The organism is Streptomyces sp. NPDC033229 (genome assembly GCF_055576875.1).
Window position 1 is genome coordinate 84,207 of sequence record NZ_JBVIQR010000018.1, and the last position, 25,894, is coordinate 110,100.

Here is a 25,894-nt window from a genome sequence, read left to right on the forward strand (position 1 = left end):
CGCGTGTCGCGAAGAAGCCCGCCGCGCGCCGCGCGCCCGTCATACGCTGCCCGGGAAACCACCGCGGACCGCGGCGCGCGACGCGGTCCCGGGAGCCGCCGCAGCAGCCGACTCAAGGAGACCGGGATGACGGACCAATTCGCTGAGATGCCCACCGACTGGCACCGCGCCCTCGCCATCGTCGCCCACCCCGACGACCTCGAATACGGCGCCTCCGCCGCCGTCGCCACCTGGATCGACGGCGGCCGCTCTTGCGTCTATCTGCTGGCCAGCGTCGGCGAGGCGGGCATCGACACCATGCCCCCGGCCGAGGCCGGGCCGCTGCGCGAGCGCGAGCAGTGGGCCAGCGCCGCGGCCGTCGGCGTGACGACCGTGGAGTTCCTCGGCCACCGCGACGGCGTCATCGAGTACGGGACCGGGCTGCGCCGCGACTTCGCCGCCGCGATCCGCCGGCACCGCCCCGAACTCGTCCTCACCCTGAACCACCACGACACGTGGGCCGGCGGCGCCTTCTGGAACACCCCCGACCACCGGGCCGTCGGCCGGGCCGTCCTCGACGCCGTCGCCGACGCCGGCAACCGCTGGATCTTCCCCGAACTCGTCGAGGACGGGCTGCTGCCCTGGGACGGCGTGCGCTACGTCGCGGTCGCCGGCTCCCCGCACGCCACCCACGCCGTCGACGCGAGCGACGGTCTGGACCGGGCTGTGAAGTCCCTCCTCGCCCATCGCACGTACATCGAGGCGCTGACCAAGGAGGACCCGGAGACCTACTGCCGCAATTTCCTGGAGGGCAACATGGCGGCCGTCGCCGAGCGGTTCGGGGGCCGGCCGGGGGTGTCGTTCGAGCTGTTCAGGCGGTGAGCCCCCGGGCCGGCCGCTCAGAGCTTGCGATAGGTGCGGGCGTCGTCCGTCGCCGCGAGGACCGCGGCCATGTCGCCGCCCGCCGACGCCGTCACCAGCGCGGTCACCGCGCCCTCGACGAAGGGCGCGTCCGCGATCCGCACCTCGGATCCGGCGGGGAAACCGCCCTCCCGGTCGGCGAGGAGTGCCTTGACGGTGAGGACCGCGCTGCCCATGTCGCACAGCACCACCACCCCGCTGCCCCGGTCCACGTCCTTGACCGCCCGGCGGACCAGCTCCGCGCTGGTGCCCACGCCCCCGTCGGGCAGCCCGCCGGCGGCGGCGACCGGGGCCGGGTCGCCCGTACCCACCAGGGCCTCGGCGAGCGCCGCCGTGGAGGCGGCCACCTCGCGGCTGTGCGAGACCAGCACCACGCCGACACGGCCCGCCGGCTGCGACTGCGGCTCCGGGGCGGCGGTCTCCTCGGTCTCCCCCTCCGGCGCGACCTCGCACAACGCCGGATCGGTCGCCTCGTACAGCGCGGTGACCAGCATCGCGGAGGACGTGGCGCCCGGGTCCTGGTGCCCGACGCTGCGCTCGCCCAGATAGCTGGCGCGCCCCCGCCGGGCCCGCATCGGCACGGTGGCCGCCGCCCCGTCCCGGGCGGCCCGCGCCGCCGCGTCCAGCGCGGCCACCACGTCGGAGCCGCCCGCCAGGGCCTCGGCGTAGGCGTCGGCGGCCGGTTGCAGGGCGTCGACCATGGTCTTGTCGCCGGGGGCGGAGTCACCGAGCCGTCGTACGCTCGCGACGGCCGCGGCCAGCGCCCGCCCCAGCGTCTCGGGCGCGACCACGGCGTCTTCCCCCAGCAGCTTGCCCATGCGCCGCAGCACCGTGCCGAACAACGGCCCCGAAGCACCGCCGACGGTGTTGGTCAGATGGACGCCCACAGCGGTGAGCAGCGCTCCGGGCGTGGCCTGCGGCTCGGCGGCCGTGACCTCGGCGGCCGAGGTGAAGCCGCGCTTGAGGTTGGCGCCGTGGTCGGCGTCGCCGATGGCGGCGTCCAGATCGGTCAGATACGCGGCCCGCGCCACGACGACCCGTGTGGTGCGGTCGAGGAAGCGGCGGAAGAAGTCCGTGTCGAGCGTGACGGTCATGGCGGGCGGCTCCTCGTCGCTGTGCCCGGCGGGCGCGCTCGCGCTGCGCGGCTACCGGTAGGGTCTCGGCCTGGTCAGCCTAGGCTCTGTCCGGCGCGACGTCGGCTGCGGGCCGTCCTGCCGCCTGCGGCGGAGGCGCCCTGCGGGCGCGTCCTCAATCGCCGGACGGGCTTGATGTGGCTGGGCTCAGCCAGCCAGCCCGTCCGGCGCTTGAGGACAGAACACAGCAGCCCGTTCGGCCGCCCTACTTGATGGCCTTGATCAGCTCACCGCCCGACGTGTCGCCGCTCAGCTCCCAGAAGAAGGTGCCGCCGAGGCCCTGCTGTTGCTTGTAGGCCATCTTCCCGGCGATCGTCGAAGGAGTGTCGTAGCTCCACCATTCGTTGCCGCACTTGGCGTAGGCCGTGCCGGCGACCGTGCCGTTCGCGGGGCACTTGGACTTGAGGACCTTGTAGTCGTCGATGCCCTGCTCGTACGTCCCGGCGGCGGGGCCGGTGGCGGTGCCGCCCGGGGCGGACTGGGTGACGCCCGTCCAGCCGCGGCCGTAGAAGCCGATGCCCAGCAGGAGCTTCGAGGACGGGACGCCGAGGCTCTTGAGCTTCTGGATCGCGGCGTCGGTGTGGAACCCGGCCTTGGGGATGCCGTTGTAGGAGGTCAGCGGCGAGTGCGGGGCGGTCGGGCCCTTGGCGTCCCAGGCGCCGAAGAAGTCGTACGTCATCGGGTTGTACCAGTCGACGTATCGCGCCGCGCCCGCGTAGTCGGCCGCGTCGATCTTGCCGCCGTTGGTGCCGTCGGCCGTGATGGCGGCGGTGAGCAGGTTCTTCTGGCCGAATTTCGCGCGCAGCGCCGCCATCAGGTTCCGGAAGGCGTCCCGGCCGCTGGTGTCGCAGGTCAGGCCGCAGGCGTTCGGGTACTCCCAGTCGATGTCGATGCCGTCGAAGACATCGGCCCAGCGCGGGTCCTCCACGAGCTTGTAACAGGACTCGGCGAACGCGGCGGGGTTCTTCGCGGCCTCGCCGAAGCCGCCCGACCAGGTCCAACCACCGAAGGACCAGACGACCTTGAGGTTCGGGTGCAGCTTCTTGAGCTTGCGCAGCTGGTTGAAGTTGCCGCGCAGGGCGCCGTTGTCCCAGGTGTCGGCCTTGCCGTCGACGCTGCCGGCCGCGTCGTAGGCCTTGTCGTAGTCGGCGTAGGCGTCGCCGATGGCGCACTTGCCGCCGGTGACGTTGCCGAAGGCGTAGTTGATGTGGGTGAGCTTGGCGGCGGAGCCGGACGTCTCGATGTTCTTGACGTGGTAATTGCGGCCGTAGACACCCCAGTTGGTGAAGTAGCCGACGACCTTGGAACCGGGCGCGGTGTCGTCGTCGGCGGGTCCGGCGGTGGTCTTCGCCGACGGCGCCGCGGTGACTGCGCCCGCTGTGCCGGCCGCGGCGGTGCCCGCGAAGAGGGTGGTGGCGAGCATCGCGGTGCCCGCGGCGAAGGCCGCGAGAAGCGTGCGGGGCCGGCGGAGGGGGTGATGTCCGTGCGGTCTGGGCATGGTTCTCCTCGGTGGGGTGGGGAGAGCGGGGGGTGCGTGACCTGCGTCCATGTTTGACATGGACGCGTTGAACAGTGGGGAAACGGTAGAAGGACTAGACCAGTGCGGTCAATGGTTCGGACCAACTGGACCGAAGGCCTCATGATCACCGGACCCGTGACGGGAGGCAGCCGATCGGGCATACTCCAATCCGCCACAGCCGCAGGTCACCCCGTACCGAGACCCGGCAGGGGACCATCGGCTGAGGCATCCCGGACGGCGGCGCCACACCCTTGCGCGCCCGCCGCCGCAGCGCCCGACAGGGAGGAGAGCCGCGCCATGACCGACCACGGCCCGCAGCCGGTGGAGCGTCAGCTGCCCACCGAGGAGGCCCGCGACCTGATCTCGCTCGTCCGCGAGATGGTCCAACGGGAGATCGAGCCGAACGCGTCGAGCGAGGAGGACGCCGGGCACTTCCCCCGCGAGGTCTTCGCCCTGCTCTCCGCGTCCGGACTGCTCGCCCTGCCCTACGCCGAGGAGTTCGGCGGCGGCGACCAGCCGTACGAGGTCTACCTCCAGGTCCTGGAGGAACTCGCCGCGGCCCGCCTGACGGTGGGGCTCGGCGTCAGCGTCCACACCCTCGCCTGCCACGCGCTCGCCGGCTACGGCACCAAGGAGCAGCGGGCCGAGCACCTGCCCGCCATGCTCGGCGGCGGCCTGCTCGGCGCGTACTGCCTCTCCGAGCCCGCCTCGGGCTCCGACGCGGCCTCCCTGCGCACCCGCGCCACGCGCCACGGCGACACCTGGCGCATCGAGGGCACCAAGGCGTGGATCACCCACGGCGGCGTCGCGGACTTCTACACCGTCCTGGCCCGGACCGGCGGCGAGGGCGCCCACGGGATCACGGCCTTCCTCGTCCCCGGCGACGCCCCCGGCCTCTCCGCCGCCGCACCCGAGCGCAAGATGGGGATGAAGGGCTCACCGACCGCCCAGCTGCACTTCGACGGGGTCGAGGTCTCCGACGCCCGCCGCGTCGGCGAGGAGGGCCAGGGCTTCGCCATCGCCCTCTCCGCCCTCGACTCAGGCCGCCTCGGCATCGCCGCCTGCGCGATCGGTGTCGCCCAGGCCGCGCTCGACGAATCCCTCTCCTACGTCGCCGAGCGCCGCCAGTTCGGCCGCCCGCTCGCCGACTTCCAGGGGCTGCGCTTCATGCTCGCGGACATGGCCACCCAGATCGAGGCGGGCCGCTCCCTCTACCTCACCGCGGCCCGGCTGCGGGACGCCGGCCTGCCGTTCTCCAAGCAGGCCGCCATGGCCAAGCTCTTCTGCACCGACGCCGCGATGACTGTCACCACCGACGCCGTCCAACTGCTCGGCGGCTACGGCTACACCGTGGACTTCCCCGTCGAGCGCTACATGCGCGAGGCGAAGGTCCTGCAGATCGTCGAGGGCACCAACCAGATCCAGCGCATGGTCGTCGCCCGCCACCTCGCGGGCCCCGAGTCCCGCTGACCGCCGCGCCCGTCAGGGGTCACGGCGTCAGCCGCGACAACTCCGGGATCGTCTCCGGCCCCGCGCCGCGCACGCCCGCGGTGGCCTTCAGGCCCGTCGCGGTACCGACCGCGATCACCAGCCCGCCGTGCTCACGGACCCAGCGGCGGGCAACGGCGACGCCCACCGCCGAGGACGGCTCCAGGAACAGCCCCTGCGCGCCCAACGTCCGGTGCTCGGCCATGAACACCTCGGTCGGGACGGCGACCGCCGAGCCGTCCGACCGGCGGAGCGCGTCGAGCCCCTGCCACGTGGGGCGCTCCTCACCGAGGGAGAAGGCGGGGGAGGGGCGATAGGGCACGGACGTCCGCTCCTGCTCCGCCGGCGCGCTGTGGGCCAGCGCCGCCGTGAAGGGCGCCGCCGCGTCCGGCTCGGCCGCCACCGGACGGGGGACCCGGGCCAGCAGCCCGGCGGTGCGCAGCTCGCGGAAGCCGCGCTCGATGCCGGACAGCAGATCGGCGCGGCTGGTGGGAACCACCACCGCCGCGACCCGGTCCCCGAAGTCCCGGGCGATCTCGTACGCCACGGACTTGTAGCCCTCGTTGGCGTAGGCGTTGCCGCCGGGGGAGGGCGAGGCGAAGCTGGTCAGCGGATACCAGCCGAACCGCTCCACGGCCTCGCCCATCGCCGCGTTCCGCGCGGAGCTGTCCTTGCGCACCACCCGGACCGCGCCCAGCGCGTCGATCTGCGCCCGCAGCGGTTCGGGCACCTCGTCCGTGGTGAAGACCACGCACCGCAGCCCGGCGCGCGCCGCGTACGCCGCGGCGGCCGCGCCCGCGTTGCCGGACGAGGCCGCGACCACGGTGTCCGCCCCGGCGGCGACCGCGGCCGCGACGCCCACGGCCATCGCCCGGTCCTTGTGCGAGCCCGTCGGATTGGCGCCCTCGTACTTCACCCACAGCTCGCCGTCGGTCCCGTGATCCACGGGGATGCGCACGTTGGGCGTGCCGCCCTCGCCGAGCGTCACCGGCGGTCCGGTCACCGGCAGGGCGGAGGGCCAACCCCACGGACCGCCCGGGTACGCCCGGAGCGAGAGACCGGACAGATCGGCGAGGGGCGGCACCGGGTTCGCGCCGATGCCCTCCGCACGGCACGCGCCGCACCCCGAGAGGTCCTCGGCTCCGGTTCCGCAGCGGGGACAGCGCAGGGGTGTCGAAGGCATGCGAACTCCTCATGGGGAGAGGGCTGATGATCCTTCGAAGGTAACAGTCGCGGCGCCTCGGGGACCCGTACATCCCGGGCCCCGTGCATCCCGGCCCGTACAGCTCGGCCCCGTACAGCTCCCGTTCCCGTCGCTGTCCTGGACGGGCGCCGTCCGCTCAGCGGTGGCGGCGCATCTCCGGGATCCGCACCGGGCGGGAGCCGGGGCCGCCGATGTGGGAGAACGGCTGACGCCGCCAGTCCAGGCTCTCCGGCAGATTGAGCAGCAGGGCCGCGTCGCACTCCTGGGTCTCCAGCGACTCGTCCGCGGGCGCGGCCTCCTCGACGCCGCGGCCCGTGCCCGGGCAGACCGTGAGCCCGAAGGGGTTCCACGGCGACGGGCACAGCGCGTGCTCGGGGAGCACGTCCTCGTCGGCGAGCAGCGCGATCGGCCGCGCGCAGTCCGGGCACGTCACCCGGAACATCTCGTAGATCTCGTACAGGCTGCCGTCGCCGTCATTGAGGCGTTCCAGGCTGGGCATAGTGCTTCTCCCCCTCGGATGGGCCGGCCAGGCACCTCGGCCTCGGCCACAGCAAGCACTTCCCTGGTGGAGGGTCAGATAACCGCCCGTTCCGGCGCAGGACACGGGCGCACGAGTGTGTCGTTCATCACACGCCTTGTGCGGCTATGCGCCCGTTCGGCTGTGCCGGGCGGCCCGGGACCCAGTAGGTTGACCGCGTGGAGGAGTTGGACAGAGAAATCGTGGAACTGCTCGTCAAGGACGGGCGGATGAGCTACACCGACCTGGGGAAGGCCACGGGCCTGTCCACCTCGGCGGTGCACCAGCGCGTGCGCCGGCTCGAACAGCGCGGTGTCATCCGGGGGTACGTGGCGGTGGTCGACCCGGAGGCCGTCGGGCTGCCGCTCACCGCGTTCATCTCGGTGACGCCCTTCGACCCGAGCGCCCCCGACGACATCGCCGACCGGCTCGCCGAGATCCCCGAGATCGAGGCCTGCCACAGCGTCGCCGGTGGCGAGAACTACATCCTCAAGGTCCGCGTCGCCACGCCCCTGGAGCTGGAGCACCTCCTGGCCCGGATCCGCTCGTTGGCGGGGGTCTCGACGCGCACGACGATCGTGCTGTCGACCCCGTACGAGGCCAGGCCGCCGCGGGTGGGCTGAACAGCCCCCCGGGGCCGGCGACCGGAGCCCCGGTTAGGGGAAGGGGCGGGGCTGGGGGAGGATTCGCTGTATGAGCGACCGCCCCACCCCTCAGGACGAGCCCCGTACCGTGCTGCTGCGCGGCGGCGAGGTGCACAGCCCCGCCGACCCCTTCGCCACGGCCATGGTGGTCGAGCGCGGCCATGTCGCCTGGGTCGGCTCCGAAGGCGCGGCGGACTCCTTCGCCGACGGCGTGGACGAGGTCGTCGACCTCGAAGGCGCGCTCGTCACCCCCGCGTTCACCGACGCCCATGTGCACACCACCTCCACCGGCCTCGCGCTCACCGGCCTCGACCTCACCGACGCCCGCACGCTCCCCGAGGCCCTCGAGCGCATCCGCGCCCACGCCGCCGCCCGGCCCGCCGACCGGGTGCTCCTCGGCCACGGCTGGGACGCCAGCCGCTGGCCCGAGCACCGGCCCCCGTCGCGCCGGGAGCTGGACGAGGCCACCGGCGGCCGGCCGCTGTACCTCACCCGGGCCGACGTCCACTCCGCCGTCGTCACCACGGCCCTGCTCGACCTCGTCCCGCACGCCGCGGGGCTGCCCGGCGGCAGCCCGGACGCGCCGCTGACCGGCGACGCCCACCACGCCGTGCGCGCCGCCGCGTACGCGAGCATCACCCCCGCCCAGCGCGCCGACGCGCAGACCGCGGCGCTGGAGCGGGCCGCCTCGCTCGGCATCGGCTCCCTGCACGAGTGCGCCGGGCCGCGGATCTCCAGCGCCGATGACCTCACCGGCCTGCTGAGCCTGGCCGCCGAGCGCCCCGGCCCGCGCGTCGTCGGCTACTGGGCCGAGGCGCTCACCAGCGCCGCCGACGCGAGCCGCGTCCTCGAACTCGGCGCGCTCGGCGCGGCCGGTGACCTCTTCGTCGACGGTTCCCTCGGCTCGCACACCGCGTGCCTCCACGAGCCCTACGCCGACGGCCCGCACGCCGGCCATACGGGTGCCGCGCACCTGGACGCCGCCGCCATCGCCGCCCACGTCACCGCCTGCACCGAGGCGGGCATCCAGGCCGGCTTCCACGCCATCGGCGACGCCGCGCTCACCGCCGTGGTGGAGGGCGTCCGGGCCGCCGCCGACCGGCTCGGCCTCGCCCGCGTCCGCGCCGCCCGGCACCGTGTCGAGCACGCCGAGATGCTCACCCCCGACCACATCGCCGCCTTCGCCGAACTCGCCCTCACCGCCTCCGTCCAGCCGGCCTTCGACGCCGCCTGGGGCGGCGACGACGCGATGTACGCCGAACGGCTGGGTGTGGAGCGGGCCCGCACCCTCAACCCGTACGCGGCCCTGCTGCGGGCCGGTGTCCCGCTCGCCCTCGGTTCGGACAGCCCCGTCACCCCCCTCGACCCGTGGGGCACCGTCCGCGCCGCCGCCTTCCACCGCACCCCCGAGCACCGCGTCTCCGTCCGGGCCGCCTTCACCGCGCACACCCGGGGCGGCTGGCGGGCCGTCGGCCGTGACGACGCGGGCGTCCTGGTGCCGGGCGCGCCCGCCGACTACGCCGTCTGGAGGACCGGCGAACTCATCGTGCAGGTGCCCGACGACCGGGTCGCCAGCTGGTCCACCGACCCCCGCTCGGGCACGCCCGGCCTGCCCGATCTCACCCCCGGCGCCCCCCTCCCGGTCTGTCTGCGCACGGTGGTCGGCGGGCACACCGTCTTCACGCGTCCGAACGAGTGACGCGCACGGCGTCGCGTACCGCCGAACGACGTGCCGTGAGCCGGCCCCTCCGACGCCCCACTCGCCGTACTGACCTGCTGATTTGAGGCAGCCACGCAGGTCATGAGGGTGTTGACAGGGTGCGGGCGGCGGCGGGTAGGTTCGGCGGAGTCCACCACAGGACGTCCGACCGGTGAATCTCCACACAGTCGTCGAGCGCCGCTGGGCCATGGGCGGTGAGCCGGAGCGCTCACCGCCACTGGGAGCCAGGTCCAGCGCACGGGGGCGAGGGACGGTTCCGCCGGGCCGGCAGGTGCGACCCGGGTGGGGCCCGGACGTTCAGTAGACAACGGCATTCGGTCGACTCGCAGCCAGCGGATCCCAGGCCGGCCCGAAGGACGCCGGGCCCCCATTCGACCGGGGCGGCAGGCCCCGCTGCCCGCACCCGGGAGCCGGTGGACCCCCCGGGCGTTGTACGGTCGGCTCACCACCGCACAGCAGCAGGAAGGCGCGACCGTGCCCCCGGGTCCCGAAACCACCGCCGACGCCGCCGACGGCGACACCGTCGGCCGGCCGGGCGGGCCGACTTCCCGCTCCCCGCGCCCGCCCGCGCGGTCCGACGCCGAGGGCGCCGCCGACCGGCCGGAGCCCGACGAGGCCGCCGACGCGGCAAAAGCATCCGTACCGCCCGCGGGGGCGGACATCTCCGACGGCGGGCAGGGCCCGGACGCGGTCTCCGCCGCCGGTGACACGGCACCCCGGCCCGGCGGCCCCACGCGGCTCACCCGCCTCGTCCGGCTGGCCCGCCGCGAGGCGCGGCGCAGCGCGCTCGCCGCCGTCGCCGGACTGGCCCTCACCGCGTCCTTCCCGCCGTACGACCTGTGGCCGCTGTCCTTCGTGGCCGTCGCCGCCCTGGCGCTGCTGACCCGGGGCCGCACCGCCCGGCAGGGCGCGTGGACGGGCTTCGCCTTCGCGCTGCCGTTCTTCTTCTTCCTGCTGCGCTGGCTGCACGTGGTCGGCTACGACGCCGTGTTCGGCCTCTCCGTCATCGAGGCGCTGTTCATCGCCCTGCTCGGCGCGGGCCTGGCCGTGACCTCCCGGCTGCCCGCCTGGCCGCTGTGGGGCGCCTGTCTGTGGGTCGCGCAGGAGTGGGCCCGTGACCGGGCGCCGTTCGGCGGCTTCCCGTGGGGGCGGCTCGCCTTCGCCAACACCGGCTCGCCCTTCACCCCGCTCGCCGCGCTCGGCGGCGCCCCGCTGGTCACCTTCGCCGTGGCGCTCACCGGTGGGCTGCTGGCCTGCGCGGTGGTCGCCGCCTGGCGCCTGCGGGGAGCCGCGGGCGACCGCGTACGGGCCGTACGCGCCGCCCTGCCCGCCGTCGAGGCCGCCGCGCTGGCCGCGGCCGTCGTCCTCGCCGGGTACGCCGTGCCGGTGCCCACCAAGGCGATCGACACGGTCGACATCGCCATCGTCCAGGGCAACGTGCAGAGCCCGGGGATGAACTTCCTCGGCCGCCCGATGATGATCCTCAACAACCACGTCGACGCCACCCTCGCTCTGGCGAAGGACATCAAGGCCGGCCGAGCGAAGAAGCCCGACCTGGTCATCTGGCCGGAGAACTCCTCCGACCTCGACCCCTTCCAGTACGCGCAGGCCTACGACCGGATCGAGGAGGCCGTGCGGGCGGTCGGCGTGCCCGTCCTCGTCGGCGCCCTCGTCGACCACCCGGGCAAGCCGGGCTACGTCGACAACCAGGGCATCGTCTGGGACCCCGTGAAGGGCCCCGGCGCCTCGTACACCAAGCAGCACCCGGTCCCGTTCGGCGAGTACGTGCCCTTCCGGCAGCAACTGAGCAAGGTCATCAGCCGCCTCCAGCGCGTGCCCCGCGACTTCTACCCCGGCGACCACACCGGGGTGCTCCGGATCGGCCCCGCGCGGCTCGGCGATGTCATCTGCTTCGAGGTGGCCTACGACGAGATCGTCCACGACACCGTCATGGCCGGTGCCCGCGCCCTCGTCGTGCAGACCAACAACGCCACCTACGGCCGCACCGGGCAGCCCGAGCAGCAGCTGGCCATGTCCCGGCTGCGGGCGGTCGAGCACGGCCGGGCCGTGGTCACCGCCGCGACGAGCGGCATCAGCGCGGTCGTCGCCCCCGACGGCAAGGTGCTCCACCGCAGCGCGGAATTCACCCGTGACGTCATCAGCACCTCCATCCCCCTGCGGGACGAGATCACCGTGGCGGACCGCGCCGGTGCGGCGCCCGAATGGGCGCTCGCTATGGTGGGCCTTCTGTCCTGCGCGGCCGCGATCATGATCGGCCGTCGAGGACGTCCGGACGAGAAGGGGCAGCAGTGAACGACGGTGGTCAGCGGAGATACGGTCCGCTCGGCACGACCTTGGTGATCATCCCGACCTATAACGAGGCGGAGAACATCAAGCTCATCGTCGGCCGGGTGCGGTCGGCCGTGCCGGAGGCGCACGTCCTCGTCGCCGACGACAACAGCCCTGACGGCACCGGCAAGCTCGCCGACGAGCTGGCGGCCGACGACGACCACGTCAAGGTGCTGCACCGCAAGGGCAAGGAAGGCCTGGGCGCCGCCTATCTGGCCGGCTTCCACTGGGGCCTGGACAACGGCTACGGCGTCCTGGTGGAGATGGACGCCGACGGCTCCCACCAGCCCGAGGAACTGCCCCGGCTGCTCACCGCCCTCAAGGGCGCCGACCTGGTGCTCGGCTCCCGCTGGGTCCCCGGCGGCCGGGTCGTGAACTGGCCGAAGTCCCGCGAGATCCTCTCCCGCGGCGGCTCCACCTACTCCCGCCTCCTCCTCGACGTCCCGCTCCGCGACGTCACCGGCGGTTACCGGGCCTTCCGCCGGGAGACCCTGGAGGGACTGGGCATGGACGAGGTCGCCTCCCAGGGCTACTGCTTCCAGGTCGACCTGGCCTGGCGGGCCGTGAAGGCCGGCTTCCACGTCGTCGAGGTTCCCATCACCTTCGTCGAGCGCGAGCTGGGCGACAGCAAGATGAGCCGCGACATCGTCGCGGAGGCCCTGTGGCGGGTCACGTCCTGGGGCGTCGGCTCCCGGGTCGGCAAGGCCCTGGGCCGGGGCGAGAAGCACTGACCCGGCCCCCGGCGGACGCCCCCACCCGGGGCGTTCCGTACGGGAGCCGCCCAGGCACACTTGAGGCATGACGTTCGGAGCACAGCAGACGATGGACGGCCGGCCGCCGAAACGGGGCCGTGCCCGCAGGCTCATCCCCCTGGCCGTGGCGGTCTGGGCAGTGCTGGAGATCTGGCTGCTCATGATGGTGGCCGACGCGGCGGGCGGGCTCGCCGTCCTCGCCCTGCTGGCCGGGGGAGTGCTGCTCGGCGGATATGTGATCAAGCGGGCCGGCCGCCGCGCCTGGAAGCGGCTGACGGAGTCCCTCCAGCCGCCCAAGGCCCCGGAGGACGGACAGGGGCCCGGCGACGACCGGACCCCGGGCGCCACCGGGAGCGCGGGCGGCAACGGTCTGACGATGCTGGGCGGGCTGCTGCTCATGGTGCCGGGCCTGCTCTCCGACGCGGCCGGGCTGCTGTGTCTCTTCCCGCCGACCCGCGCGCTGCTGCGCAAGGGCCTGGAGCGCGGCGTGGACCGCCGGGCGGCGGCCTTCGGCGGCCCCGGCCCCCTCGGCGACGCCTTCCAGCAGGCTCGGATGCGTCAGCCCGACGGCAAGGTCGTCCAGGGCGAGGTCATCCGCGACGACGAACCGCCCGCGCCGCGCCAGGACGGGCCGCGGCTGCCGCGCTAGCCCGTCCGGCGGAGCTTCGGGGCCGCAGGTGCCGGGCCTTCGGCCGCAGGCCGTCCGTGCCGCCTGCGGCGACGGGCGCCCTGCGGGCGCGTCCTCAAGCGCCGGACGGGCTTCGATCCCGGGCTCAGGACACAGCGCAGCGACCCGGTCGGCGCCTGCGGTCGGTGAACGTGGACAAGGGCCCGGGCCACTGCTTAAGCGCAGTGGCCCGGGCCCTTGACGGATCCGATGGATCAATCCCTATGCCGCCCCGAGAAACTCAGGCGGACTTGCGGTTGTCCCGCGGATGCACGGCGATGTTCATGGCACCGGAGCGCAGGACGGCCAGCCTCTCGGCCAGCACCTCCTCGAGCTCCTCGCGGGTACGCCGCTCCATGAGCATGTCCCAGTGCGTACGCGCGGGCTTGCCCTTCTTCTCCTCAGGACCATCGCCGTCTACCAGGAGTGCTACGGCGCCGCACGCCTTGCACTCCCACTCCGGCGGAATCTCCGCCTCTACCGAGAACGGCATCTCAAATCGATGTCCGTTCGGGCATGCGTACTCCACCGCCTGGCGCGGGGCCAGATCGATGCCGCGGTCGGTCTCGTAGCTGGTAACCACAAGTCGCGTGCCGCGGAGAGCTCGCTCACTCATGAATCGTGCCTCCCGGGCTTTGTCGCCCACAGGACAGGTGTCGCTGTCGTCGTCATCCGGTCAACGTCCGGTCGGCGGTGAAGATTCCCCGTTGAGGGACATGCGTCGCCCGTCGTGCCGCCCCTTGTTGTACCCACCAGCGCCCGGTTTGTCACATCTGACAACAGATGTCACCCTGTGTTTCTGCCTATTCAGCGCGCAGTAACGGTCCGTCCGGTGGGTCAAAGGCGTACACTACCGGCCCGCCGGTCCGTGGCCTAAACCAGGTCCGGAACTTCGCGTGCCGTGACCGCCGCGGGGGCCACCGGAACGGCCGTGTCGCGCGGGTCGCGGGGGGCTTCCGGGCCCTCGGGCCGATGCCGCTCCGGGCGCTCCGGCAGGGCGAAGACGCGCAGGAAGAACTGCGACAGCGGCCCGATGCCCACCGCGTACAGCACCGTCCCCGCGCCCACCGAGCCGCCGAGCGCGAACCCGGTCACCAGCACGACCACCTCGATGCAGGTGCGCACCAGCCGCACCGAGCGCCCGGTTCTGCGGTGCAGGCCGGTCATCAGCCCGTCACGCGGCCCCGGGCCGAAGCGCGGGGTGATGTAGAGCCCGGTCGCCACCGCGCCCAGCGCGATCGAGAGGACCAGCAGCGGAATCCGCACCCACAGCGACCCGGGGGCCGGGGCCACGGTCAGCGTCGCGTCCAGCGCCAGGCCGATCACCAGCACGTTCGAGACCGTGCCCAGACCGGGCCGCTGGCGCAGCGGCACCCACAGGAGCAGCACGAGCGCCCCGATGAGGATGGACACCGTCCCGATCGACAGGCCCGTACGCCCCGCGACCCCCTGGCTCAGGACGTCCCACGGCGCCAGCCCGAGCCCCGCCCGCAGCTGCAGCCCCGCGCTCACCCCGTACAGCACCAGCCCGCCGTACAGCTGGACCAGACGGCGGGTGAGAGACGGCCCCCCTGACGCGGACAATGGTTCCTCCTGCTGAGTCGCACTTCGTCGTTCGGAGCCGGGCTGTGCCGGACCGGACCGGGCCGAATGAATTCGGCCTCAAGCCATTTTCGGCGACCGCCGGTGGTACCGGTGGCCTGCCGCGTGCCAGTCTGTGGACTGGTAGAGGATGTACTCCATGGCCAATTCCCGAAAGGTGGACCGCACGAGATGAGTCAGTGGACCTCTTCGGTGGGGGCGCCGCAGTTGGCGCGTCTCCTCGGTTCGCAGCACGCGCGCGACACCGTGACCCCGATCGGCGGCCGTCGTTCACCCGCGTACCGCTCCCTCGCGGACGGCATCCGGCTGCTCGTCCTCGAAGGCCGCGTCCCGGTCGCCGCCCGGCTGCCCGCCGAGCGGGAACTCGCCGCGGCGCTCTCCGTCAGCCGCACCACCGTCGCGGCCGCCTACGAGGCCCTGCGCGGCGAGGGCTTCCTCGAATCCCGGCGCGGCGCCGGCAGCTGGACCGCCGTGCCCGCCGGCAACCCGCTGCCCACCCGCGGGCTCGACCCCCTCCCGCCGGAGGCCGTCGGCTCCGTGATCGACCTGGGCTGCGCCGCCCTCACCGCGCCCGAGCCGTGGCTCACCCGCGCCTTCCAGGGCGCCCTCGAGGAGCTGCCGCCGTACGCCCACACCCACGGCGACTACCCCGCCGGGCTGCCCGCCCTGCGCCAGGCTCTCGCCGACCGCTACACGGCCCGCGGCATCCCGACCATGCCCGAACAGATCATGGTGACCACCGGTGCCATGGGCGCCGTCGCCGCGATCTGCCGGCTGTTCGCCGGGCGTGGCGAGCGGGTCGCCGTCGAGTCCCCCTCGTACGCCAACGTCCTGCAGCTCATGCGCGAGGCGGGCACCCGGCTCGTGCCCGTCGCGATGGCCGACCGTCTGGCCGGCTGGGACCTGCCCGCCTGGCGGCAGGTGTTGCGCGACGCCGCGCCCCGCCTCGCCTACGTCATCGCCGACTTCCACAACCCGACCGGGGCGCTGGCCCCCGAGGAGCAGCGCCGGGAACTCGTCGAGGCCGCCCGGGCGGCCGGGACCGTCCTCATCGCCGACGAGACCATGTCCGACCTGTGCCTCGAACCGGACGTCGGGCTGCCGCGGCCCGTGTGCGCCTTCGACCCGGCGGGCAGCGCGGTGATCACCGTCGGCTCGGCCAGCAAGACGTTCTGGGCCGGGCTGCGGATCGGCTGGGTGCGCGCCGCCCCGGACGTCATCCGCAGTCTCGTCGCCGCCCGCGCCTACGCCGACCTCGGCACGCCCGTGTTCGAACAGCTCGCCGTCACCTGGCTGCTCAGCACCGAGGGCTGGGACGCCTCCATCGACATACGACGCACCCAGACGCGGGAGAACCGCGACGCCCTCGTCGATTCCCTCGGCCGCCATCTGCCCGACTGGGAGTTCACCGTCCCGAAGGGCGGGCTCACCTTGTGGGTGCGCACCGGCGGTCTCTCCGGATCGCGCATCGCCGAGGCGGGGGAGCGGCTCGGGGTGCGGGTGCCCTCCGGTCCGCGCTTCGGTGTCGACGGGGCCTTCGAGGGCTTCGTGCGGCTCCCGTTCACCGTCACCGGGGCGGTCGCCGAGGAGGCCGCCACCCGGCTCGCGGAGGCCGCCCGCCTGGTGGCGAGCGGCGCGACGGCAGCGGTCGAGGCCCCGCGGACCTACGTGGCCTGAAGCGGTTTCGGGTCCGTGCCGGGGTGGTGTGGCCCGGCACGGTCACCGGTGTCCGTTCCGGCCGGCCCGTGCCCCGGCCGGCCCTCACCGGCCTCCGCCAGTTCGGCACCGGCCCACGCCAACCCGGGTCCGGCCTGCGTCGAATCCACACTGAGCCACACCGGGTCGGTGCCCGCCCATGTGGGGTCCGCGCCGCCGTCCGCCGGGACGGCGGTCGCCCACGCCGCGCCCACGCCGCCCTCCGTCGAATCCGGGTCGGGGTCATCGGCGGAGGCAGCGGCATAGGCGGAGATGGGGACGGAGGCGGAGACAGGGGCAGGGGCGGAGGCAGCGGTCGGGGCGGGGTCCGGATACGGCCACGCGTCCTCCGCGCCACCCGGCCCGGGAGCGGTCTCGGGCAACAGGGACAGCACCGCCTCGCGCTGCGCGTCGGTCGTCTCCTCGTCGTACGGGTTCGGGGTGTGCGGCACCTGGACCCGGTGCACCGGACCCGAGCCCAGCCGGGCGTAGCCACGGCCCGCCGGAACGTCCCGCGCCGGTGTGGTGTGCGGTGGCGCGCCGAGCGCGGTGCACACCTGATCGGGGGTCACGGCGCCGAGGACCAGCCGGGCGCGGGTGTGGGTCCGCACCGGCTCGGTCAGCTGCTCGTAGCCGTCGAGCTGTTCGGCCACCGCGACGGTGACATTGCCGACCCGGCCGTGCCGCAGCGGCACTTGGAGCAGCTCCTGCGGATCGCGACGCCCCTCGCCCCGGGCGAGATGGCTCAGCACCGTGGGCCGGTCGACGATGACCCACAGCGGGCGACGGATGTCCTCGGGCGTCGGACGCCCCTGCTGGCGGGCGTGGTTGGCGGTCAGCAGCCGGCGCTCGGTCTCGTGCGCGGCCCACTCCAGGGTCGCGAGGGCGCCGGGCAGGGAGGATTCGACGGCCAGCACCCCGTCCCGGCCGCGCAGGAAGGCGTACTCGCCCGCGCCGCTGCCGTCGACCACCACGACGTCGCCGTGATGGAGGACCTGCAGGGTGATCGACCGCAGCAGCGTCGTGGTGCCGCTCGACGGCTGGCCGAGGGCCAGCAGGTGCGGTTCGGTGGACCGCTGGCCCGTGCGCCACACGACGGGCGGCGCGTCACGGGTCTCGTCGCCCGCGGTCACCGGCAGGGTCCGCTGGACGTCCGAGGCGTCGGTGAAGCCGAGCACGGCCTCGCCGGGCGCGGTGACGAACCGCTGGGCGAAGACATCGGTGTCGAGCGCGGGCAGCGCGTGCAGGGCGAGGCGATTGCCCGCCTCGTCCCAGTCGAAGCGGTACTCCCGGCCCCGGCCGGCCTTGAGGTGCAGCAACTGCTCGATCCTGGTCCGGGATTCCGCGTCGCCGTCGGTGAAGTAGGCGGGGTAGCGCAGCCGGAGGGCGGTCAGCCGCCCCCGGTCGTCGAAGGCGTGCCCCTCGAACGCCGCGTTCCAGCTGCCCCCGTGCGCGTAGAGCGGCGCGGGGTCCCCGGGGGCCGCGAAGTACGGCACCAGGGCCTCGTACAGCGCCTGGAGCCGTCCGGTGTCCGCCTCGTCCACCTCCGCCACCGGCTGGGGCGCGTTCCGGCGCCCCGCCCAGGCGGCCGCCGCCATCAGCCCGATCGTGGCGAGCACCGGCCCGTACGGGACGAGGGCCACGATGAACACACACGAGCCCACCAGGACCACCGTCGGCCCCCGCCGTTCCTTCGGCGTCTCGGCCCACTTGCGCCGCCCGGAGGCGGCCAGGGAACGCAGCCCACGCGAGACGACGATCAGCGGGTGGAGCACATCAGCGGCATTGTCGGCGACGGTGCGCGAGAACTCCCGAACACGGGTGACGGTCGGGTTCTCGGACAGAAAGCGGGGGAGCGTACGCCGGCCCACGTCGGTCTCCTGTTGTCGGTGCGTGCGGGGTGCGGGAGGCGTCAGAACTTGAGCCCGCCCAGCAGGCTCGCGAGGCTCGCCCCGCCCGCCCTGATGCTGGGCGCGATCGCCGTACCCGCGAGGTAGAAGCCGAAGAGGCAGCAGACGAGCGCGTGCGATGCCTTCAGGCCGTCCTTCCTGAAGAACAGGAACACGACGACACCGAGGAGCACGACGCCGGAGATGGTCAGGATCATGGGGTTCTCCTGTTGGTGGGGGACGGTCACCATGAGTCCCTCCAGCCTCACAGAAAGTGTTAATACGGCAAAAGCGGCAAAGGGGCTATTGATCGTTCGATTCACTCGATCGGGAGGGCGCGTGATCATGTCGCCGTGGGAGGCGAACCCCGCAATCACGGCCCGAAACCGGCCCCCCGGTGATCACCGAGTCCTTCGCCGCGCCGCTGCTGCCTGTTGGTGAGGGTCCGCAGTGATTCACCCGGATGGACGCGCCCGAATCCCCTCGGGGTCCGCCCGCCGGCTCACCGGCGGCCCGACCGGGGCCGGTTGGCCGAAGCGGCGCGCGCCGCACGGCACTGCCGGTTCCCCCGCGCGCGGCCGTACGTAGGGTGGAACGGCACCCAAGTCGGGGTGCCGTTCCAGGCGCCGAACCCGGAGGACCGCAGACCATGACCGAGTCGACCCCCGAGACCGAGCCCGCACACGACCCCGAGATGCTCCAGCTCGCGTCCAAGGTCTTCGACCTGGCACGACACGGGGACACCGACACCCTCGCCGCCTACGTGGACGCGGGTGTACCGGCCAACCTCACCAACGACAGGGGTGACTCCCTCATCATGCTGGCCGCCTACCACGGCCACCTCGACGCGGTGAACGCCCTGCTCCAGCGCGGCGCCGACCCCAACCGCCCCAACGACCGCGGCCAGACGCCGCTGGGCGGCGCCGTCTTCAAGGGCGAGGACGAGGTCGTCCGCGTCCTCCTCGCCCACGGCGCGGACCCGGAGGCGGGCACCCCCTCGGCGATCGAGGCGGCGGCGGTCTTCGGCCGCCAGGATCTGGTGGAGCTGTTCCGGGGGGAGTGAGCGGGGTGGTGGGTGGGTGCCGGGCTTTCGGGCGCCCACTCCGGGCCTCGGTCCCGGGCAGGGGCAAAGGGCGGCCACTGCCCGCCGACGAGGGAGGATCGTAGGTAGGATTGGTGGTATGAGCGAGCCTACTGGCAAGTACTCGATCACCATGCCGCGTGACATCGCGGAGGCCGCCCGCCTCCGCAGTGGCCCGTCCGGACTGTCCGCGTATGTCGCCGCCGCCGTGGCCCGCCAGATCGAACGCGACAACCTCAACGAGCTCATCGCGGTCGCCGAGGCCGAGCACGGCCCCATCGCCGATGAGGAGATCCAGGCCCTGCGCGACGCACTCCATCGCGCCCGTCGGGAGCAGACACGCGGTGAGGCGGACGTCGCGTGACTCGTTCCCCCGCCGTGCCGGGGGGCACGCTGGTTCTCGACAGTGAGGGGCTGGCCAAGGCCGTACTGCGCAATCGCGCCGTCACCGGCTGGCTCGCCCTCGCCCGGGCCGACGACATGCGGGTGATCACCAGTGCGGCCACCCTCGTGGAAGTGATCCACCCCAGGATCAACCGCCCGGCCCTGGAGTGGACCCTGGCCCGCGTCGTCGTCGAACCGGTCAGCGAGCCCATCGCCCGCCACGCTGCGGCACTCCTCGCCGATGCCGGCCTGCACGGCCACAAGTACGCCATCGATGCCATGCTCGGCGCCACCGCCCTCGCCGCCCCCGGCCCCGTCACGGTGCTCACCTCCGACCCCGAGGACCTCTCCGCGCTGTGCGGCGGACGTGTGACCGTCATCAAGGTCTGACGGGCGCCGGCTGCCGTCACCAGCGGACGGGAAGTTCCCGCAGCCCTCCTCCGGGGAAGCGGTCCGTGTGCCAGGCGAGCGTCTCCAAGGGAACGGCCGGCCGGAGGGCGGGAAAGCGGCGCACCAGCGTGGCGACGGCCACCTCGACCATGGTGGTGGCCAGCGCCGCCCCCAGACAGGCATGCCGGCCATGGCCGAAGACGAAGTCCGCCACGCCTGCCCCGGCGCGCCGGATGTCCAGGACGTCACCGGACGGGAATCGTCCGGGATCCCGTTGGGCGGCCCAGGTCAGCGGCATCACTCCGTCACCGCGCTTGATGGTCACCCCTGCGAGAGCGAAGTCCCGGCGCGCCCGCAGGACGCGGTAGTAGGGCGTGGCCAGTTGCGTGCGCATGAGTTCCCGCACGGCGTTCGGGGCCAGTTCTGGCGAGGCTCGCAGGGCCTCCAGTTGTTCGGGGTGGCGCAGCAGGCCGTAGACGCAGGCGCCGATGGCGGCGGCCGTGGATTCGTAGCCCGCGAAGAGGACGCTGAAGGCGAGTTGCACGATCTCGTTGTCGGTGAGCCTGTCGTCTTCTTCCTGCGCTGCCAGCCAGGCGCTGAGGAGGTCCTGACCGGGCCGCGTGCGTTTCTCTTCGAGGCGCTCGGTCAGGTAGGTGAACATCGTGTGGAGGGCGGTGAGTGTCTCATCCCGGGTCGCCGCGTCGATCGCGGTCATCCGGTCTGCCCATTGGCGGAACACGGCGCCGTCACGCTCGGGCACGCCCAGGAGTGCGCACAGCACGGCGAGGGGCAGGGGGAACGCCAGGCGGCCCAGCAGGTCTTCCGGGGGGCCGGCTTCCGCCATGTCGTCGAGGAGCCCGTCGGCCAGCCGCCGGATGTCGGGGCGCAGTTCGGCCACGCGTACCGGTGTCAGAGGTCTTCCCGCCAAGCGGCGCAGTTGGGCGTGGGGCGGCCCGTCGAGGAGGAGCGTACGGTCGCGCAGAGCTCCGGCCATCGCCGCTTCGGCGCCCATGTGGGGGTCGTCCGTCGTCAGATCGCGTCCCAGAAGAGGGTGGTTGAGCGCCGTGCGCACCTCGTCGTACCCGGTGATCACCCACACCGGGTCACCACCGGGCAGCCGGGCCCGGAAGGCCGGCCCTGGCGGCAGCGGAGGGGGCTCGCCCGAGAACGGGCACGCCGGGTACGAGGGGATCTGCTCGCTCACAACGCCACCTCGGGGCTCTCGCTTCGATCGGTGAGGGACCGCCCAGCTTGTCCGGCGCGCGTTCAACGCTCGGTAAGGCAGGGGTTGTACGCGAGTGTGTACCGGGCCGGCACGGTCGCGCCACGGCTCTGAGAGGGGAGTGGTCCGCCATGCATGGGTGACAGAGGGGCCGGATCGTTCGGTTCCCCGCGATCCCCCGTCGCACCTCTCGCGCTCACCCGCCAGGAGCCGCGCTCCCGTCGGGGCGACATCGAAGCCGCCATCGACGGCCGTCGAGCACGGGCGTCCCACGCGCCACCGTAGGCTGGCCGCCTACCACGGCCACCTCGACGCGGTGAATGCCCCGCTCCAACGTGGCGCCGATCCCAACCGCCCCAACGACCGCGGCCAGACGTCGCTGGGCGGCGCCGTCAACGGCACCGGAGCCTTGTGCGTTGCGTCCCTCACCTCGACCTCATCGGCCTCACCCGATCGGTAGCCACGCTGAAAACGCTCAGTGAGTGCGCTCATGGCGATCGTCTCGGTCGATGTCACCGCAGTTCAGCATGCCGAACGGTCCACCGCCCCTCGTTCACCCGTACGAGTGCCGCAGCAGCATCCGGAACCTGACGCTCCCTCATATCAGCCCGACGAGCCGAGGTTTGGCATTTACGCACAGTGACGCGCTTCTCACAATCGCGACCGTACGGGGTGACTTTTATTGCGCCATCCGGTGTTCTTGACCGTCGACAGACCTGAAGTGATCATGTCGATAGGACTGGTGTGAATTGGACAGATATTTCGGTCACCTGTGGAGCGGTAAGACGCTGGCTGCCGTCCGGAGCCGCCTCGCCGCCGTCGTGGGCACCGTCGCACTGATCGCGGCCGCCCTCACCGGCGCCGCCACCGGCACGGCCACCGCCGCGACCACCGGGGCGGCGAAGGCCGGCGGCTGGTCCTGCTCCGGGGCGCCCGTCCCGGACGGGTACGTCATCACCAACTACAGCCGCGGCGGCTGCAACGGCGCCGGCGCCTGGTACCAGGAGCCCGTGCGCGACGGTATCTGGACCTGCGGCGGCTCGCCGATCGTGACCGGCTATGTGATCACCAACTACAACCGCATCGGTTGCAACGGCGTCGGCGGCTGGTACCACGAGCTCGCCCGTGACGGTCGCTGGACCTGCGGGGGCTCGCCCGTCCCGCCCGGCTACGTCATCACGGGCTACAACCGCACCGGCTGCAACGGCGTCGGCGCCTGGTACCACCAGCTCGTCCGCAACGGCATCTGGACCTGCTCCGGCTCCCCGATCCCGCCCGGCTACCGCAGCATCAACTTCATGGCGGGCGGCTGCAACGGCATCGGCGCCTGGTGGACGGTGCGCGCCTGACCTCACGGTCGCGTCGAACGAAGGGCCCGCCCCCACCGCCTGCCCGGCGGGGGCGGGCCCTTCGTTGGACGCAGATCTTCCGCAGATCCCGCATCAGCCCCAACCACATGACCGTCATCAGCAAAGCCGTCCTCACCCTGGAGCGGCAACGCTGAATACGCTCAGTGATGTGGCGTGCAGACGAGCTGGAGCTGATCGCTTGGCGGCCTCGATGCCCCGGGCCTGCCGGATACGTGGTGGGAGGCGTTGAACGCGGGCATGGCACCGCGTGGCTTGGACGCCGTGATGTCGCTGTTCTTCCTGTCGAAGATCGTCGGACCGCACGCCTGCGAGAAGGACCCCGCTACTGGCGCCGGCCCGGAAGGAAGCCGAACGCCTGGTGGCCGAGCTTCAGCTCCTCGTCTGGGCCGGTGAGGGGTTCGGCGCGGCGCGCCATGAGGTAGAAGCGGCGGTGGGTGCGTTGGACTTCGTGGACCAGCGTGAACCCCTGGCTCTCGTTGTAGGTGACGAGTTCGGGGAAGTTGCAGGCGCGGCGGACCCAGGTCTTGCCTTCGGCCGCGGCGTGGTCCACTGCCCACAGGGCCATGGTCGTCCCTGGCTTGTACTCGCGGTAGGCGGGGTCGGTGACGCTGGAGTACAGGTAGTGAGACGGCTCAGCCAGTTCCTCGTCCGTCCAGCCCCACGGAGGCGTCTGGTCCTGAATCGTGGTGCATCCGACGATCCGGCCGTTGTCGTCGGCCAGGACCCATACGTCGCCGTCGGGGTTCTCCGCCTGGCCGGCGAGGTCGGCGGCGTTCTCCCGCCAGCTCGGCAGGCCACGGTCCTCCAGCCATGCGGAGCGGGCGAGGACCAGAGCTTCGACGGCGGGGATGTCGGCGGCCGTGGCCGGTCGCATGGCGAACATGTGGTCTCCTCGGTCCGTTGGGTGGGTCAGAGGAATGCTTGATTCCCGGCCCCAACCCGAACAGGACACCGGCCAAAGCTGCTCAGTCCGGCCGCGAGGTGGGGCGGGCACCATACCGGCTGCCGCCGAACGGATGCGAGGTCAGGACCCCCGGCGAGCTCGCCCCCTCCGAAGACGACCGACAACCGTTTCGCACAGTGGTGCGTAATCGGACGGGCGCACCGTCGAAATCACCCGAGGACGGGCTGGTCGAACTCGTCCCGTACTCCAAGGGCGCCTTCGTGCGTCGCACCCAAAACGAAGGTGGCCCCCGTCGGCAGGCGACGGGGGCCGGTGAGTGCTCCCCGAAGGGACCGCTCTCATTATGACGCACCAGCGCGCAACCGGCAGTCGTACTCTGGGTGTTGAGTGCTCTCACCCATCAAGGGGAACCCATGATCAATCCAGAGGGTATGACAACCGGCGGGCGGGTTAAGTATTACCGCAACCGTGCGCGTAACGGGGCAGGGCTGTCGCAGGCGGCGCTCGGCGGTCTTGTCGGCCGCTCCGAGGACTGGGTGTCGAAGGTAGAGCGGGGCGTCATCCACATCGACTCTCTGTCCATGTTCATCCGGATCGCTCGCGAGCTGGACCTCGCCAATGTGGCTGACCTCGTTGGGCCGTCCATCGATCTCAGCCTCGTCGCCGCGCCCGAGCATGCTTCGGTCCCGAACATCCGACGCGCGATCTACACCCCACCGTCGTTGCTCGGTATCGGCCTGCCCGGCGACGTGCTCACAGCGGCACAGCTCGACGACCGTGTCGTCGAAGCGTGGGACATCTACGAGACCCATACCAAGCGGTACGGGCCCGTCGGCGAGATGTTGCCCGGCCTGCTGGCCGAGGCATACGCCACTCTGCGGCAGGTCACCGGCGAGGATGAGCTCGCGGCGACTCGCACCCTCGTCTCCCTCTTCCACCTGCATCAGGTCTTCCTGCGTCGGGTCGGCGAGCGCAAGCTGTCACGGATCGCCGCCGACCGCGCCATGCAAATCGCCGATGAGACCGGCGATCCGGCGCTGATCGCCGCCGCTGCGTGGAACTGCTGTGCGGTCCTGACCAGCTCATGCGATGTCGCCGACTCGCTTGACCTCGCCCGGAGCATGATCGACCACTGCCGACCAGGGGACGAGGCGACGCCCGAACACCTCTCAGCATTCGGGGCTCTTCACCTCGCCGGAGTGATCGCCGCGGTGAGGGACAGCAAGGCGCCGACAGCGTGGGCCCTCCTGGAAGCCGCCGACCGGGTTGCCGGGCGGCTCGGTGGGGATGCGAACCACTTCCACACGAGTTTCGGTCCGACGAATGTGCGCATGCACGGCGTACACCTCGCGGCCGAAGAAGGCGACTCACACGAAGCACTGCGACTCGCTGACGACGTCACCGACAACCCGGCGTTGCCGCTGGAACGGCGAACCCGGTACCTCGTCGAGGTGATGCACTCGCACCGTCGCACCGGGGACGACTTCGGAACCCTCTACGCGCTGCGCCAGATCATGGATGCGTCACCGGAAGAGATCAAGTACTTCCCCTTGGTGAAAGAGGCAGTGCAGGAACTGATGAAGCGGCCCCGCCCGCTCATGCGCCGTGAACTTCACAGCATCGCTGAACACGTCGGCGTACTGGCGTAGACGCACCCGGAACCAGGAGTGTCCCGGAACCCTGTTCCGGGACGCTCCGCCAATTCGCTTCTACCGTCCACGACATGACAAGGAACCGTCGGCGGCGTGGGGCGACCCATACGACCGCGAACCCCGCGCAGGGCGTACGGATCGAGATGACCGGGGCCTTGCGGCTCACTGGGGCAGGCCGCCTCGCGATGCCCCTATCGGTCGGCAACAACGGCGAGCACCTCGGTAAGGGCGACCTCGTCTTGACCTACGACGTCGCGGCCGACCTGCACGCCCAACTCGGCTGCCTTCTCGCCGAGTCCATTCCCTCGGCCGGTTCCGAGCCCGAGCGGAGTCTGTTGTGACCGGGCCTGCGGCGCTCCCGCCGCTGCCGCCCCGCTCCCCGTCCGACCGTGCACGTCGAGCCGCCCTCAACAACGCCGCGAATGGGCTCGAAGACTGGTTCCTCCGCCTCGACTGGTTCCTGAACAATGGTGGCAACGCGGACGAGGCGGTACTGGCGTGGGCGCTGGGGCAACTCGCTCTTCTCCCCGCAGGGCAGGCGTGGGACGTCGTCAGGCTCCCGGCGCATGACGGATGGCGGGCTGTGACGGGCCTCCCGGGCCGTCACAAGCGACTCGGCCCCGTGCTGCACACCGGGATCAACGTCGAGGTCTTCTTACCTGTCCACTCGGCGGATGGCTGGAATCTCCCAGGTGTATCCGTGCTTAAGTCCGGCGATCTCGTCGGTGTTCCCCACCCGTCTTTCCGTAGTCCTCGGACTCAGCAGGCGAAGACTTGGGTCGTCACCCCGAGCGCCGAGAGGGTGCTGACCG

General features: G+C 72.5%; 24 protein-coding genes and 3 pseudogenes. 16 read left to right on the forward strand and 11 right to left on the reverse strand.

What is annotated here, in order from left to right; all coding sequences use genetic code 11:
* Positions 1–126: 126 nt before the first annotated feature.
* Positions 127–861 carry a PIG-L deacetylase family protein gene (locus ACZ53N_RS18060; protein ID WP_469141805.1) on the forward strand — a complete coding sequence of 245 codons (735 nt, stop codon included), beginning with the start codon at positions 127–129 and terminating at the stop codon, positions 859–861.
* A 17-nt stretch (positions 862–878) separates the two neighbouring features.
* Here the strand turns inward: ACZ53N_RS18060 and ACZ53N_RS18065 are convergent, their stop codons facing one another.
* The 3 genes and pseudogenes from ACZ53N_RS18065 to ACZ53N_RS18075 form a co-directional block, all read right to left on the reverse strand.
* A complete protein-coding gene (locus ACZ53N_RS18065; RefSeq protein WP_469141864.1) occupies positions 879–1,274 on the reverse strand; it encodes a PTS-dependent dihydroxyacetone kinase phosphotransferase subunit DhaM in 396 nt (131 codons plus the stop codon).
* Between the two features lie 81 nt (positions 1,275–1,355).
* Positions 1,356–1,994, reverse strand: a pseudogene (dhaL, locus tag ACZ53N_RS18070) (dihydroxyacetone kinase subunit DhaL); the annotation flags it as partial.
* Between the two features lie 244 nt (positions 1,995–2,238).
* The gene (locus ACZ53N_RS18075) at positions 2,239–3,531 is read right to left on the reverse strand and encodes a glycoside hydrolase family 18 protein (RefSeq protein WP_469141806.1); all 1,293 of its coding nucleotides are present in this window, start codon (positions 3,529–3,531) and stop codon (positions 2,239–2,241) included.
* Between the two features lie 318 nt (positions 3,532–3,849).
* Here ACZ53N_RS18075 and ACZ53N_RS18080 point away from each other — a divergent pair, with 318 nt between their 5' ends.
* Positions 3,850–5,022: an acyl-CoA dehydrogenase family protein gene (locus tag ACZ53N_RS18080; protein WP_469141807.1), complete on the forward strand. Its 1,173-nt coding sequence runs from the start codon at positions 3,850–3,852 to the stop codon at positions 5,020–5,022.
* A gap of 19 nt (positions 5,023–5,041) precedes the next feature.
* On the opposite strand, the gene ACZ53N_RS18085 is transcribed toward ACZ53N_RS18080, so the two are convergent.
* Together ACZ53N_RS18085 and ACZ53N_RS18090 are read right to left on the reverse strand one after the other, a co-directional pair.
* Positions 5,042–6,223, reverse strand: a complete 1,182-nt coding sequence (locus tag ACZ53N_RS18085; RefSeq protein WP_469141808.1) for a threonine synthase — start codon at positions 6,221–6,223, stop codon at positions 5,042–5,044.
* Between the two features lie 157 nt (positions 6,224–6,380).
* Positions 6,381–6,743: a hypothetical protein gene (locus ACZ53N_RS18090; RefSeq protein ID WP_365374958.1), complete on the reverse strand. Its 363-nt coding sequence runs from the start codon at positions 6,741–6,743 to the stop codon at positions 6,381–6,383.
* A gap of 197 nt (positions 6,744–6,940) precedes the next feature.
* Between ACZ53N_RS18090 and ACZ53N_RS18095 the strand changes: the two genes are divergently transcribed.
* From ACZ53N_RS18095 to fxsA, 5 genes are all read left to right on the forward strand, one after another.
* Positions 6,941–7,384 (forward strand): Lrp/AsnC family transcriptional regulator, encoded by a 444-nt coding sequence (locus ACZ53N_RS18095; RefSeq protein ID WP_469141809.1) that lies wholly within the window; start codon positions 6,941–6,943, stop codon positions 7,382–7,384.
* A gap of 70 nt (positions 7,385–7,454) precedes the next feature.
* Positions 7,455–9,104 carry an amidohydrolase gene (locus ACZ53N_RS18100; protein ID WP_469141810.1) on the forward strand — a complete coding sequence of 550 codons (1,650 nt, stop codon included), beginning with the start codon at positions 7,455–7,457 and terminating at the stop codon, positions 9,102–9,104.
* A 681-nt stretch (positions 9,105–9,785) separates the two neighbouring features.
* Entirely contained in the window at positions 9,786–11,438 is a 1,653-nt protein-coding gene (lnt, locus tag ACZ53N_RS18105; RefSeq protein ID WP_469141865.1) for an apolipoprotein N-acyltransferase, read from the forward strand.
* Positions 11,435–12,205 (forward strand): polyprenol monophosphomannose synthase, encoded by a 771-nt coding sequence (locus ACZ53N_RS18110; protein ID WP_469141811.1) that lies wholly within the window; start codon positions 11,435–11,437, stop codon positions 12,203–12,205. Before lnt ends, ACZ53N_RS18110 begins: the two co-directional genes overlap by 4 nt.
* Before the next feature lie 67 nt (positions 12,206–12,272).
* On the forward strand, positions 12,273–12,875 hold the full coding sequence (gene fxsA, locus ACZ53N_RS18115) for an FxsA family membrane protein (RefSeq protein WP_469141812.1): 603 nt from the start codon (positions 12,273–12,275) through the stop codon (positions 12,873–12,875).
* Positions 12,876–13,134: 259 nt separating this feature from the next.
* Here the strand turns inward: fxsA and ACZ53N_RS18120 are convergent, their stop codons facing one another.
* Positions 13,135–13,509: an RNA polymerase-binding protein RbpA gene (locus ACZ53N_RS18120; protein ID WP_087929069.1), complete on the reverse strand. Its 375-nt coding sequence runs from the start codon at positions 13,507–13,509 to the stop codon at positions 13,135–13,137.
* Between the two features lie 257 nt (positions 13,510–13,766).
* A complete protein-coding gene (yczE, locus tag ACZ53N_RS18125) occupies positions 13,767–14,477 on the reverse strand; it encodes a membrane protein YczE (protein WP_469141813.1) in 711 nt (236 codons plus the stop codon).
* Positions 14,478–14,666: 189 nt separating this feature from the next.
* Here yczE and ACZ53N_RS18130 point away from each other — a divergent pair, with 189 nt between their 5' ends.
* Positions 14,667–16,172, forward strand: a complete 1,506-nt coding sequence (locus tag ACZ53N_RS18130) for an SCO1417 family PLP biosynthesis transcription factor (protein WP_469141814.1) — start codon at positions 14,667–14,669, stop codon at positions 16,170–16,172.
* Here the strand turns inward: ACZ53N_RS18130 and ACZ53N_RS18135 are convergent.
* Together ACZ53N_RS18135 and ACZ53N_RS18140 are read right to left on the reverse strand one after the other, a co-directional pair.
* Entirely contained in the window at positions 16,160–18,061 is a 1,902-nt protein-coding gene (locus tag ACZ53N_RS18135; protein WP_469141815.1) for a hypothetical protein, read from the reverse strand. The genes ACZ53N_RS18130 and ACZ53N_RS18135 overlap by 13 nt on opposite strands.
* A 41-nt stretch (positions 18,062–18,102) precedes the next feature.
* Positions 18,103–18,297: a hypothetical protein gene (locus tag ACZ53N_RS18140; RefSeq protein WP_366685189.1), complete on the reverse strand. Its 195-nt coding sequence runs from the start codon at positions 18,295–18,297 to the stop codon at positions 18,103–18,105.
* 431 nt (positions 18,298–18,728) lie between these two features.
* On the opposite strand from ACZ53N_RS18140, the gene ACZ53N_RS18145 reads away from it, so the two are divergent.
* The 3 genes from ACZ53N_RS18145 to ACZ53N_RS18155 all read left to right on the forward strand — a co-directional run bounded on the left by ACZ53N_RS18145 (position 18,729) and on the right by ACZ53N_RS18155 (position 19,934).
* Entirely contained in the window at positions 18,729–19,142 is a 414-nt protein-coding gene (locus tag ACZ53N_RS18145; RefSeq protein ID WP_469141816.1) for an ankyrin repeat domain-containing protein, read from the forward strand.
* A 118-nt stretch (positions 19,143–19,260) separates the two neighbouring features.
* Positions 19,261–19,524, forward strand: a complete 264-nt coding sequence (locus ACZ53N_RS18150) for a CopG family transcriptional regulator (RefSeq protein WP_399934187.1) — start codon at positions 19,261–19,263, stop codon at positions 19,522–19,524.
* The gene (locus ACZ53N_RS18155) at positions 19,521–19,934 is read left to right on the forward strand and encodes a DNA-binding protein (protein ID WP_469141817.1); all 414 of its coding nucleotides are present in this window, start codon (positions 19,521–19,523) and stop codon (positions 19,932–19,934) included. The genes ACZ53N_RS18150 and ACZ53N_RS18155 overlap by 4 nt, the downstream gene beginning before the upstream one ends.
* Before the next feature lie 16 nt (positions 19,935–19,950).
* On the opposite strand, the gene ACZ53N_RS18160 is transcribed toward ACZ53N_RS18155, so the two are convergent.
* On the reverse strand, positions 19,951–21,138 hold the full coding sequence (locus tag ACZ53N_RS18160; RefSeq protein ID WP_469141818.1) for a cytochrome P450: 1,188 nt from the start codon (positions 21,136–21,138) through the stop codon (positions 19,951–19,953).
* Between the two features lie 304 nt (positions 21,139–21,442).
* On the opposite strand from ACZ53N_RS18160, the pseudogene ACZ53N_RS18165 reads away from it, so the two are divergent.
* From ACZ53N_RS18165 to ACZ53N_RS18175, 3 genes and pseudogenes are all read left to right on the forward strand, one after another.
* Positions 21,443–21,550, forward strand: a pseudogene (locus tag ACZ53N_RS18165) (ankyrin repeat domain-containing protein); the annotation flags it as partial.
* Positions 21,551–21,905: 355 nt separating this feature from the next.
* Positions 21,906–22,505, forward strand: coding sequence for a hypothetical protein (locus ACZ53N_RS18170; RefSeq protein ID WP_469141819.1), 600 nt, complete (start codon positions 21,906–21,908; stop codon positions 22,503–22,505).
* A gap of 38 nt (positions 22,506–22,543) precedes the next feature.
* Positions 22,544–22,660 (forward strand): annotated as a pseudogene (locus ACZ53N_RS18175) (IS5/IS1182 family transposase); the annotation flags it as partial.
* A gap of 188 nt (positions 22,661–22,848) precedes the next feature.
* Here ACZ53N_RS18175 and ACZ53N_RS18180 read toward each other — a convergent pair.
* The gene (locus ACZ53N_RS18180; RefSeq protein ID WP_469141820.1) at positions 22,849–23,409 is read right to left on the reverse strand and encodes a GNAT family N-acetyltransferase; all 561 of its coding nucleotides are present in this window, start codon (positions 23,407–23,409) and stop codon (positions 22,849–22,851) included.
* Between the two features lie 434 nt (positions 23,410–23,843).
* On the opposite strand from ACZ53N_RS18180, the gene ACZ53N_RS18185 reads away from it, so the two are divergent.
* Positions 23,844–25,079 (forward strand): helix-turn-helix domain-containing protein, encoded by a 1,236-nt coding sequence (locus tag ACZ53N_RS18185; RefSeq protein WP_469141821.1) that lies wholly within the window; start codon positions 23,844–23,846, stop codon positions 25,077–25,079.
* A 74-nt stretch (positions 25,080–25,153) separates the two neighbouring features.
* Positions 25,154–25,423, forward strand: coding sequence for a hypothetical protein (locus ACZ53N_RS18190; RefSeq protein WP_469141822.1), 270 nt, complete (start codon positions 25,154–25,156; stop codon positions 25,421–25,423).
* The last annotated feature ends 471 nt before the right edge of the window (positions 25,424–25,894 follow it).